Origin of the sequence: Ensifer sp. 22521, assembly GCF_052044795.1 — a bacterium.
Taxonomy (GTDB): Bacteria; Pseudomonadota; Alphaproteobacteria; order Rhizobiales; family Rhizobiaceae; genus Ensifer.
Window position 1 is genome coordinate 68514 of sequence record NZ_JBQENM010000028.1, and the last position, 11689, is coordinate 80202.

Here is an 11689-nt window from a genome sequence, read left to right on the forward strand (position 1 = left end):
CGAAGGAACAACTTTTACGAAATGCCACGATTGCGCTGTGGAAATCGTCCGGATTTAGCCCTGCTCGCTGGGACGCCAGATGACAAAAGGGATCCCGTCGGGCGAGAATTCCCGCGTCATCATGAGGGGAAAACAATGACAACAACCAATGAGATTGCAGATAAGATCGCGACCGAGCATGGCTTGACCAAGGTCCAGAGCAAGGCGGTTGTCGAGGCGGTCTTTGCCGCCGTGACCGCCGCCGCCACATCCGGCGCCGAAACATCGATCCCGGGCTTTGGCAAATTCAAGGTCAAGGACACGCCTGAGCGCGACGCGCGCAATCCGGCAACCGGTGCGACCATCAAGGTCGCGGCTGCGAAGAAGTTGACCTTCGCTCCGGCCAAGGCGCTTAAGGACGCACTGAACGGCTGACGGGGCCGGAAGGTTCGGGGCGTTGACGGCGGAGACGCGAAGGCTATTGAGGTCGTTATGGCCTTGATCGGTCAAAATGCTTCACCCGATCCTTCGCCGATTGCAAGTTCTGTGACAGAACCGGCCCGTCAGCGAGCCGGCTCTTTCCGCTCCTAGCAGGCAGCCAGACTGACATCAGTTTTCGTCGCAGATCTTTGTCGTTCCGCAATCGGTTCGAAGCCACCCAACGTTTCAAGATAGGTCCGCTTCGCGCGGCTCGATTGTAATGCGGCTCGGCTCGATATCGACTGTCGATAGACCAAGCATAGCAAGAGCATCGACAAGGTTGCGACGTTTGCCGCTCAATCGCTCGAATTCATCGTAGGTTATCAGGACAAAACGAGGCCTACCGTGGTCAGTAATTATAACCGGCCCGGCTTCCGCCGCCTTTTTGGCGCGACTGATATCCCTGGTGAGTTCCCGGCTGGAAAGGGTCGTGATTTTTACGGTCGTCTCCATGTAGCTAGATATCCAACTAGTGCATCGCAGCAGGATACCAGAAGCCTCTATTCACTCGAAGGCCGAATTCGCCCATTGCCTCACCGCCTGCGTCTTGCTGGTCGCGGTTGATGGCAAGTCGCGTAGTCACATCCCACTATTGGAACGGCACGGTAACCTCTTCGCCGATTTCCGAGGCTCCTGTCTGGAGACAGTCCCTGAGGCGGTTTCTTTCGTCGGCTGTAAGCATTCCTGCCCCGGCACGGATGCCTTCTTGCCAACCTGCGCCGCGTTCCCATGCTTCGTTATAAACCAGGGCAAGGTCGGACGTCCGTCGTGTCTGCTGGAGCGCTTCGAACAGGAGCGCGGCCTGCCGAACATCCTTGTCTCGCTTGACCGCGCTCTGGCCATCGGTGTGGCGACGCGACGCGACAATAAGCTTATGGACGGCATAGCGCTCTGGGGCTGGGACTGTCACAGGAACACCCGACTTGTGGAGCAGGATCGTCCGAATGGGGTCCCTGATCAAAAAGTCGAGAAAGCGCAGTGGATCCGCGCCCGCGCCGCCCAAGGCAGGCATCTTTGCGGGTTGATCGATGTAGTCGTCGCTGCCTCTGTTCGAAGTCAGGAACTCGACCCGATATCCGGAGCTGCTGACAAATGCAGACGAAGCTGCGGCTCCCGATCGGTGCGGGACGGGCCGGAAGGTCGGATCGACCGATTGCAACAGATCGACGATTGGAGGTAGGCTGTCTTCGACCTCATGACTAATGGCGTAGTCTTGGGCAATGTCCGCGTCCCCTGTCAGGACTGCGGCCATTGGCAGACGCACGCCAAGGAGACCCGCGTAGCATTGGAATGCCACCGTGCCGATCAGCACGCCACGCAATCGGAACAGGCCCCCGTTCGCCAACGCCTCAACGACGTCGCCTGACATCTTATCGGGCGCGATCATCCCTCCTTCACGAGTGAGGGTGCTAACCAGGCGGCGCCGAGCGCGGAGATCATCCCTCTGAGCTTGAAAGTCTGCGACGCGCTCCGAAATCTCGGGATCATCTGCGGGGCCGACGTAACGCCGGGTCCTCCCGCCATGCCCATCAGGGATGTCGAAATACCAGTATCGACGCGCCTTTACCGTGACGGGCGTGAAGCGGCCTTCAGGTGGAAAGTCGGCTGTCCATGCCGCGTCGAGCGATCGCTGGCCGAGCTCAGCAAGCATCGTCTGATACATCAGGTCAATGGTTTTCATGTGGTTATACCCTTTTTGATAAAAGGTATAATAGATTTCGAGTTAGAAAACCAGACGCACAAAAATGAGAGTAAGCGCCGTATGCGCAGGTTGGCGACGCATCTCACGGGCGACGCGCGAGCTGCTTCACCACCTCCGTTCACGGCGGAGCAAGTCTTTCGAACTGGACCGTAGAGCGGGCCGCCCCGAAAGTGAGGCGACCCGTCCGGAGAGATGTCTGGCCTTAATTACCTGGTTCAAAACGTTGCTTTCATGAGGACGGTATGTCGTGGCGGTTCTCGCCACCCCACCAATGTTCGCCTCGCCGAGCAACGGCCCAACAATTATGCGTATTATGATACACTAGCGCCCTTCCGGTATTCCGTGCTCTTCTGTGTCGTCTCGAAGACAAGGAGTCAGGTCAGCATCTCACCTATGCCGGTTCTGGTAAAACGTTTCGTAAGACCGTCTATGCGGAGGTCGTGGCGACCAATGTGGGAATGACCCGCCGTTCTCTGTAGATCCCGCCCTTTGTCAACAAGGCCCAGACAATGCGTGCAGTCTTGTTGGCCAGCGCGACGGCCGCGACTTTGAAAGGACGCCGGTTCTTGAGCCTGCTGAGCCACGGTTCTGTCTTATCGTCGGCTTTGAGATGCATGAGAACCGACATAGCGCCAGTAACAAGCAAGGTTCTCAACTGGCTGTTCCCCATCTTTGAAATACCGACCAAGGTCTGGCTTGCCCCGCTCGAATGACTCTTCGGGGTCAGGCCAATCCACGCGGCAAAGTGGCGTGCGGATTTGAAACTATCGGGATCGTGGACTAGCGATTTGATGGCAAGCGCGGTTATCGCTCCAATCCCCGGAACCGTCATTAGTCGTTTGGTTACACCGTCGTCCCGCGCTCGAACGAGGATCTCGTGATCCAGTTTAGCGATACGCTGCTGCAAAAATTCGATCTGGTCGGCGATCTCGGACATTGCAAAACGGGCTGCAGCAGGCAATCCATCCTCGCTCCCATTGCCAACAAGTTTGGTGAGCGCTCGGACATTTGCCATCCCCCGCCCCGTCGCGATCCCCAGCTCAGCTAAGTGGCCACGCAGAGCATTCACCGCCTGAGTCCTTTGCCGGACGAACATTGCACGTGCTCGAAACACCATCGCGGACGCTTGCTGTTCCATGGATTTGACAGGAACGAACCGCATGGCCTTGCGCGTCAGAGCTTCGTTAATTGCTTCAGCGTCGGCGGCATCAGTCTTGCCACGCTTTACAAATGGCTTCACATAAATGGGATGGATCAAGCGCACCTCATGACCGAACTGGGCGATGCGCCGCGCCCAATCATGTGAGGTGCTGCAGGCCTCAATACCGACCACGCACGGTGGTAACTTCCCGAAAAACTCCAAGAGTTCCGCCCGTCGAAGCTTCCGATTGAACAGTGGCGCACCATCGGCATCGGCGCCATGAACCTGAAAAACTTCTTTTGCGATGTCTAATCCGATTGTCGCTACGTTCTTCATTGACCTTTCCTCCAAGTCGGCCCATTCACCCATTGGCGTTGCGGGGCCGGCTCCATCAGGCTTCCAGGCATATGAAGTGTCAAATCGAACTGTAAGCTGCCTCCCCTAATCGCACGTTCTAAAGTGCTTCTCGAGGACTTGCGTTCTCCTCCGGGCAATCGGTTAGAAGCCCTTAAGGGCAAGAGAGAAGGCCAACATTCGATCCGGATCAATGACCAGTGGCGCATATGTTTCATATGGCCAAATGCCGGAATCGAGGACGTTGAAATAGTTGACTACCATTGAAGGCCAAACGTGGCAGACAGGGAGCTTGAGATGACTCATATCCTTCCGTCGATCCATCCGGGCGAAATCCTCCGCGAGGAGTATCTACTCCCCCTGAAGATGAGCGCCGGTGCACTGGCGAAGAAGCTCAATGTCCCTCGCACCCGCATCGAACGTATAGCGGCGGAGCAGACGCCGATAACCACGGATACCGCTCTGCGCCTCGCCAAGTATTTCCGCACGACGCCGGAATTTTGGATGAACATGCAGACCAGCTTCAACCTCAAGACAGAGGAAATAGCGCTGCATGGCGAACTGGAGTTGATCCCGGAAATCGATAGAACAGCATGAGCGAAGCTGCCCAGTACCGTACATTCCAGTCGATACATTATGCGATCTTAAAGGCACAAAGCGGGAACAATCAATGAATCAGGACGGAATGTTGAAGCCTGCGCTCAACGGGTGTGCGGGCAAAAGTTTCGAGGGTTATCAGGCGGGCGTTCCGTGTCATCGCGAAAGAGGCTAGCGAAACACGATCGCGGCGGCCGCCGTCTTCTCTTGCATCCGAACATCTTCATGTTCGGTTCTTCCCGCATAGACCATGTCCGCCATTCGCGAATACGCGGATCGGCCGTCCATTTCGACGTGATATCCCTCGACCTTGTCATTCCTCCGGAGGGCCGGTAAGCGCAAAAGCGTACTTCACGCAATCGACACTCGGGAGCCCCCGAACGGATCGAGGGCGACGCTTGAGGGCGTTCTGATCGCATTCATAGCGACCGCTTCGATGCAATCACTCTCACCCTCGGCCAGAACCACGCGATTGCGACCCGCGGTTTTGGCAGCGTAAAGTGCACGGTCGGCGCGCTCAATTGCGGCAGCTTCGGAAACTTCGCCATCGGCGATGCTCACCGTAATCTGCCGGTCAATGCCGGCCGGACGCCAATCTCTTCCGGCAAAGCGAATGCGGACGGAATGCGCGAGAACAGAAGCTTCTGCGAGCGAGGCGTGCGGCAAGAAGGCCACGAACTCTTCTCCGCCAAATCGGGCGGTGACCGTGCGCGAACCAAGATGTCGCTGAAGTTCAGCCGCGAGTTCGGCAATGACGTTGTCGCCTGCAGCGTGCCCATAACCATCATTCACCTGTTTGAAGTGGTCTATGTCGCAGACAATGACCGCGCCGCGAGTCACAGTGTCTTTCGTCGCGCGGTGTACGGCTAGCTCGAAGCCACGTCGGTTGAGGAGTCCTGTCAATGGGTCTCTCTCGGAAGCCTCGCGATGTCTTCGTATAGTCGCCGATGCCATGGCCCCCAGCGCTGTGAACGGAAACGACAGCCCGATCGTGATGGTCGTGACCGTGACAGCCAGGTTGTAGTCCGATGCCGAAAAATCCGCCATTTGGTCGCTGGTTCGTATGAAGAAGGTGAAAACGACGGTGCGGGTCAACGTGTCGAGCACCAAAAGCACGCCCGAAACGATCATGGCTCGATCGGCGAGGTTGGTTGCCTTCGTTACTACTTTGAACAATGCAAACCCCAAAAGACAGGCAAAGGCGACATCGGTCAGGAACAGTTCCGCCTTGAGGCTTTCGAAGATGAGAACAACGATGGTGTGGACCACGATGTAACCGCCGACGAACAACCTCCGTACACTCCTTTGCATCGGCGCACCGAAATGGAGAAGTATGGCGCTGCCATAGCAATAGGCCGCTCCGATGTAGAGCAAGCCAGCTACGAAGATGTCGAATGTCGGAGACACGGGAAATGGCACGAGCGCAAACCCTAGTCCCGCTTGCGCGAACGCTGCGCTCCACTGCCATGACGTCGATATTTTGAGGTGCCAAAGTAAAAGAAAGGCGAATGCGACCACGCCAAGCATCACAGGCGGCAAATATACGATGATGTTGTTTGTATCCATGGGCGGCGACAATCCGAAACAATATTCGTGGCTGCAATGATTGCCTACCGTTGCGAAATTAAAATTCACTGAAGTGATTGACCAAAAAGAGAAATTTCAATCGATCGAGTAGCTTCGTCACCTGCGGCTTATGGAGCGACGAGTGCGTCAATGGTGATTTCACCCCTTCACACGCAATCAGCGCGATCGCAGATCAAGGACTTGGTTTGTCGTTGCCGGATGGGACTGCATGCGACGCGGCGAAGCTGCTGGGAAAGTCCGGTCGCGCATTCATTGAGGCAACGACGTTTGCGCCTGGACACCGAAGACGCTTCGTTTCGCAAGGCCCACGCTCACTCGCTACCTTCGAGTTAACGATCTCAATCCTCGCGGAACGCATGCCGCATCTGATCGGTTAGGGGCTTGGTAAGGTAGGACATGACCGTGCGGTCGGCGATCTTGATGAATACCTCGGCCGGCATACCGGGATAGAGGGAAAGGCCCTTGAGTTTGGCGAGACTTTCTAGCTTGGGGCGAATTCTGAGTGGATAGTAGCTAGCACCGGTCCGCTCGTCCGTCACGAGATCAGGAGCGACGGTCATGACCTCCGCTTCGACTTCGGGTGTGGTGCGCTGATTGAAGGCACTGAAACGGACGTCTACTACCTGGCCAACACGGATCTGATCGATGTCGCGGGTCGCCACCCGGGCCTCGACGGTAAGATCGCCAGCATCCGGAACAACAAGCATCAGCGTCTCGCCAGCGTTGACGACGCCGTTGATGGTGTGGACCACAAGTTGGTAGATGCGCCCTGGCAGGGGAGCAGTAATGTCAAGCCGTCGCAACTGGTCGGCCGCAGCGGTTCGGCGCTCCTCAAACTCGGTGACCTTCACTTCGACATCCGCAAGTTCTTTGGAGACTTCGGCGCGTCGATCTTCATCAAGTTGCAAAATCTGCAGGTCGACCTCGCTCTGCCTGCCGCGGGCCTGGGCCCTGGCCGCAATGTGCCGCCCGCGCTCGCCCTCGAGTTCAGTACGCTGGCGTTTCAGAGTTGTCACCCGCTGCATCGGCACCAAGCCCCGATTATAGAGGAAATCGACGCCCGAAAGTTCCTCTGCAATCAGCTTTAACGCCTCCTCGATTGCCTTCAGTTGTACCGTTAGTCCTTTGATTTCGTCCGCGAGCTGCTCCTTTCGCGACGCCAGCTGCCCCTTCATGCTGATGAGCGCTGCGCGGCGGCTTTCAAAGAGCTTGTGCTCACCGTCGATGAGCTTCAATGCGGCCTGGCCGGGGATGAATCTACCTTCGTCGGCGGTATCGATGGTTGTCGCACCGATGCGTTCGGCCTGGAGGCGGGCGCGGCGGGCATAGAGCTGCGCGAGTGTGCTTTCGATAATCGCGAGATTCGCTCGGACCGTCGTACCGTCCAAACGTAGCAAGACCTGCCCTGCCTTGACGCGGTCGCCTTCCTTGACCAGCAGTTCGCCGACGATCCCCCCGGTTAGGTGCTGGACTTTCTTAACGTTGTCGTCGACCACGACGACACCAGCTGCTACGACCGCGCTTGAAAGTTTCGTCGTCGCGGCCCAACCGCCGACACCAGCCACAAGCGCGAGTGTAAGCACCGATACTCCGATCATATGTCGCGAAAGCGAACGATGTGCACTTTGCGCCTGTCTAATGCTGCCGCTCATTGCCTCGGCTCCTCGCCCTCTGTGACGATCTTAGCTGCGGGGGCGCCGTTATCTGCTGCGGGCGGAGCACGTTACCCAACACGTCGTCCTTCGAGCCGAAGGTCTGCATGCGTCCCTCGCTCATCACTAATACCAAATCCACGTTAGCCAGGGCACTCGGGCGGTGGGCGATTACGACGACGATGCCGCCGCGCGCACGCACGTTCTTGATCGCATTACTCAGCGCCTGCTCGCCCTCTGCATCGAGATTCGAATTGGGTTCATCGAGGACAACGAGGAAGGGGTCGTCATAAAGGGCCCTCGCAAGCGCAACGCGCTGGCGCTGGCCGGCCGAAAGTGACATGCCTCCCTCGCCGATTTCGGTGTCATAGCCGCTTGGGAGCCTGAGTATCAGGTCGTTCACACCCGCCGCCTTGGCGGCGGCGACGATAAGCTCGGAGGCCATATCCTCGGCGAAACGGCAGATGTTCTGCGCCACAGTTCCAGCGAAAAGCTCGACGTCCTGTGGTAAATAGCCGACATATTTGCCGAGCGCCTCTGGGTCCCATTGGTCGAGGCCTGCGCCGTCTAGCCGCACGGAGCCGCGATAGACGGGCCAGACGCCGAGGATGGCGCGCGCGAGCGATGATTTTCCTGATGCGCTGGGGCCGATGATACCAAGCGCACTGCCAGCGTGGATGGTGAAGTTCATATCCGTGAACACTATGTGCTTTGGTGCCGGCGGACCGCTCGCCAGCCCCTCAACGCTCAGACTTTCACGCGGAGCCGGTAGCGGCAGCGGCGGTTGGGTTTCCGGCAATGCCCTGAGAAGTTCCCTCAGTCGCTTCCAGCTCTGCCGCGCGGCGACGAGGCTGCGCCAGTTTCCGATCGCAAGCTCCACTGGAGCAAACGCCCGCGCCGTCAGAATTGAGCCGGCGATTATGATGCCGGGCGATGCCTGCCCTTCGATAACAAGTATCGCACCTGCGCCGAGCACGCCAGACTGCAGCACCATGCGGAAAACCTTCGACAGCGCGCCATAGCCGTTGCCAACGTCGGACGTGCGCCGGTTCCCTTCCCGGAAGACGGCATTGCGGCTCTCCCAAAGCGCCGTCAGGCGTGCCGACATACCCATGGCTTGGACCACCTCGGCATTGCGCTGCGATGCCTGGGCGAGCGAATTGCGCAACCCACCTGCCTCGAACGCCTTCTTGGCGGGCACTTGCGAGCCGCGCTCGGTGAGATAGGTGAGCACTGTCAGGACCAGCACGCCACCGATTGCAACAAGGCCGATAATGGGGTGGAACAGGAAGCAGATGGCGACGTAGAACGGCAACCACGGTAGGTCGAAGAATGCGGCTGGACCGGAGCTCGAAAGGAACAAACGGACCTGATCGAAATCACGTAGCGCCTGAAGACCGTCTCCACGCATCTCGAGCATCAACGGCGCTTTGACGAGGGCTCGGTGTATGCGCCCGCTCATTGTCTCGTCGAGGACCTCCGCAACGCGCACTAACATTCGGCCGCGGATAAGTTCGAACGCGCCCTGGAAGCTGTAGAGCAGCAACGCGAGGAGGCTCAGCGCGATCAGCGAGGGAATGCTTCGACTCGGCAGAACCCTGTCATAGACTTCGAGCATGAAGAACGAGCCCGTGAGATAGAGAATGTTGATAAAGGCACTGGCGATACCGACGCCAATGAAGGCGCTACGGCAATCACGCAGGGGAGAGGCGGGATCGGTATTCCTGCGGTTCGATGCTGCTGCAAATTCTGCCACCGGCTGTTAACTCCACAAACGCATAGCTCCACAATCAATATTCTGTTCAATCAGGCCACTTTGATCTCGGGCAGTCGACAGCGTCGGCCCACAGTCTCAGAGCCTGAAATAGATCAATCGAGAATTCCCCGAGAGGATCGGAGGCGCCACTCGCCTTTAAGTTCGCATGCACATCTTTATCACGGGATGGTTGCCTTAAATATTAGTCCTTTCTAATTATCTTTCGTTGCAATGGCCGGACATGCGAGCAAGGCAAGTGACGCGACAACGACCGCTGCAAATCTACCCTTCTCCAATAGCTTCTGGCCCTGAGGTGAACCCGCCACCTACTGCGGGTCATCGGCGCGATCTTCAACAGATAATGCGCAGACTTGTACCCTGCGATGCATTCGGGATGGCAGCCGCCTTCGTCGGTGCGAGGGGCTGACAGCCGCTTGACGGCATTCTCCGCGGCGTGGGCCTCTATAGCCAAAAGTCGGACGCCGTGAGATTCAAGCCTGTTCCAGTAAGCTGAATGACGAGATCGGCTCCCCCTTTACCGTCAACATCTGCCTGAATAGTTGTGAAGGACGAGCCGTCTATGGTCGTTTCATGCCAGGTGACACTATTTGCAACAACGCCGGCGTTTTGACCTGCGAAAGCAAACGCCTGATCTCCTTTCGCCTTACCTGAGATATTAGCATCGATCAGTCTGAGGTCGATCTGGTCAACGCCATGCAGAAAGTCCCGAATTATGTCCGACGCACTGGACAGACTGTCGGCCACCTCATTCAACACGAACCTATCCCGCCCGGAGCCACCGAAAAGCGTATCTCCTCCGCCACCTCCGATCAGGACGTCATCCCCGTCCAGGCCGTTCAGAACGTTTGAACCCGCGTTTCCGGCAAGCTGATCGGAGAGAGCCGAGCCCGTGAGGTTTTCAAAGGAGAAGAGCGTATCCATGCCAGCACCGACGGTGTTTTGGGCCACCGTTGCGGCTAAATTGATCGTAACCCCGCTTACGGCGTGCTGATATGTAATGGTGTCTAGACCCGCTCCGCCGGTAAGTTGGTTGTCGCCGGAATTACCCTCCAGGACATCATCAAACGCCGAGCCAATCAGGTTCTCAATACTGATCAGCGAATCTCCTTGCGCATCGCCGCCAATGGCTGTTCCGGCGGCCAGGCTTACATTCACCGCAGATGACGAAGCGACGTAGGATGCGGTATCAATACCTTCCTGACCATCGAGAACATCGGCGCCCGCCATCCCGAAGAGGGCATTGTTGCCGCTGTTACCGACAATCACGTTATCGAGTTCATTCCCAGTACCATTGATGTTCGTCGAACCTGTCAATTGCAGGTTTTCGACATATGCTCCAAGCGTGTAGGTTATGCTCGATCGAATGGTGTCAACTCCTTCATTTGGGTTCTCGGATACAACGTCACCCGTGTTATCCACGACGAACGTGTCGTTGCCAGTGCCGCCAACAAGCGTGTCCTTACCTGCTCCCCCGTCGAGAAGGTCATTTCCGGCCAATCCAGAGAGCGTATCATTGCCACCAAGGCCATTGAGCGTGTCGCCCTCCCCGGTTCCAGTAAGGGCATCGCCCTTGCTCGCACTCCCCGAGACTGTCACGCCACTAACATCAGTTACTGCCACCGAAATCGCCTGGCTGTCATGAAGCGCGCCGTCCGAAACCTGAACGACGACCTCATATACGTTGTCTCCATTCTGATCAGCCGGCATCTCGTAATCGGGAGCGGCCTTGAACCTCAACACTCCGGTGAGTGCGTCGATCTGGAACAGAGCGTAGTCCGCCCCCGCGACGACAGTGTAGGTCAGCGTGTCGCCGGCGTCCGGATCGGTCGCCGTTATGGTAGTTACTGCCGTGGTGTTCTCAGGCACCGAGATCTGTACCGTTTCAGCACCGCCATTCGAGGTGATCGAAGGTGATCCGTTCTCGTTCTGGTTGGTGACCGTGATGGCAACGGCCCGATCGGTAGTGAGCGTGACGTCGGAGGCGGTAACGACGATGTCGTAGACATTGTCGCCATCGACGTCGGCCGGTGTCTCGAAGTCGGGCGCCGCCTTGAAGGTGACAACACCGGTCGCGGCGTCGATATCGAACAGCGCGGAGTCCGTGCCGGACAGCGAATAGCTCAGGGCGCCGAGATTGTCGGCATCGCTGGCGTCGGCATCATAGACGACGCCGGTCCCGTTTTCGGCGAAGCTTGCCGTCGCTCCAGACGAGAACACCGGGGCATTGTCGTTGACGTTGGTGACCGTGATGGCGACCGCCCGGTCAGTGGCGAGCGTGCCGTCGGAGGCCGTGACGACGATATCGTAGACATTGTCGCCATCGGCGTCGGCCGGTGCCTCGAAGTCGGGCGCCGCCTTGAAGGTGACAACACCGGTCGCGGCGTCGATGTCGAACAGCGCGGCGTCCGTGCCGGACAGCG

Annotated in this window: 9 protein-coding genes and 1 pseudogene; 3 read left to right on the plus strand and 7 right to left on the minus strand. The window is 57.9% G+C overall.

Going from position 1 to position 11689, the window contains the following annotated elements; genetic code table 11:
- Nucleotides 1–135: 135 nt before the first annotated feature.
- The gene (locus tag ACTJKE_RS30210; RefSeq protein WP_058322636.1) at nt 136–414 is read left to right on the plus strand and encodes an HU family DNA-binding protein; all 279 of its coding nucleotides are present in this window, start codon (nt 136–138) and stop codon (nt 412–414) included.
- Between the two features lie 231 nt (nt 415–645).
- Here ACTJKE_RS30210 and ACTJKE_RS30215 read toward each other — a convergent pair whose 3' ends face one another.
- The 3 genes from ACTJKE_RS30215 to ACTJKE_RS30225 all read right to left on the minus strand — a co-directional run bounded on the left by ACTJKE_RS30215 (nt 646) and on the right by ACTJKE_RS30225 (nt 3638).
- Entirely contained in the window at nt 646–912 is a 267-nt protein-coding gene (locus ACTJKE_RS30215) for a type II toxin-antitoxin system Phd/YefM family antitoxin (protein WP_440638807.1), read from the minus strand.
- 136 nt (nt 913–1048) lie between these two features.
- Entirely contained in the window at nt 1049–2140 is a 1092-nt protein-coding gene (locus tag ACTJKE_RS30220) for a nucleotidyltransferase family protein (protein WP_440638809.1), read from the minus strand.
- A gap of 448 nt (nt 2141–2588) precedes the next feature.
- The gene (locus ACTJKE_RS30225) at nt 2589–3638 is read right to left on the minus strand and encodes an IS110 family transposase (protein WP_440638811.1); all 1050 of its coding nucleotides are present in this window, start codon (nt 3636–3638) and stop codon (nt 2589–2591) included.
- 126 nt (nt 3639–3764) lie between these two features.
- Here ACTJKE_RS30225 and ACTJKE_RS30230 point away from each other — a divergent pair.
- Nucleotides 3765–3923, plus strand: a pseudogene (locus tag ACTJKE_RS30230) (type II toxin-antitoxin system RelE/ParE family toxin); the annotation flags it as partial.
- Between the two features lie 30 nt (nt 3924–3953).
- Nucleotides 3954–4253, plus strand: a complete 300-nt coding sequence (locus ACTJKE_RS30235; protein WP_440638844.1) for a HigA family addiction module antitoxin — start codon at nt 3954–3956, stop codon at nt 4251–4253.
- A 351-nt stretch (nt 4254–4604) separates the two neighbouring features.
- Here the strand turns inward: ACTJKE_RS30235 and ACTJKE_RS30240 are convergent, their stop codons facing one another.
- The 4 genes from ACTJKE_RS30240 to ACTJKE_RS30255 form a co-directional block, all read right to left on the minus strand.
- Complete coding sequence (locus tag ACTJKE_RS30240) at nt 4605–5819, minus strand: GGDEF domain-containing protein (RefSeq protein ID WP_440661564.1); 1215 nt, start codon at nt 5817–5819, stop codon at nt 4605–4607.
- 359 nt (nt 5820–6178) lie between these two features.
- On the minus strand, nt 6179–7492 hold the full coding sequence (locus tag ACTJKE_RS30245) for an HlyD family type I secretion periplasmic adaptor subunit (protein ID WP_440638817.1): 1314 nt from the start codon (nt 7490–7492) through the stop codon (nt 6179–6181).
- On the minus strand, nt 7476–9248 hold the full coding sequence (locus ACTJKE_RS30250) for a type I secretion system permease/ATPase (protein ID WP_440638819.1): 1773 nt from the start codon (nt 9246–9248) through the stop codon (nt 7476–7478). Before ACTJKE_RS30250 ends, ACTJKE_RS30245 begins: the two co-directional genes overlap by 17 nt.
- Nucleotides 9249–9710: 462 nt before the next feature.
- On the minus strand, nt 9711–11689 hold a 1979-nt coding region (locus ACTJKE_RS30255; protein WP_440661562.1), incomplete at its 5' end, for a cadherin domain-containing protein.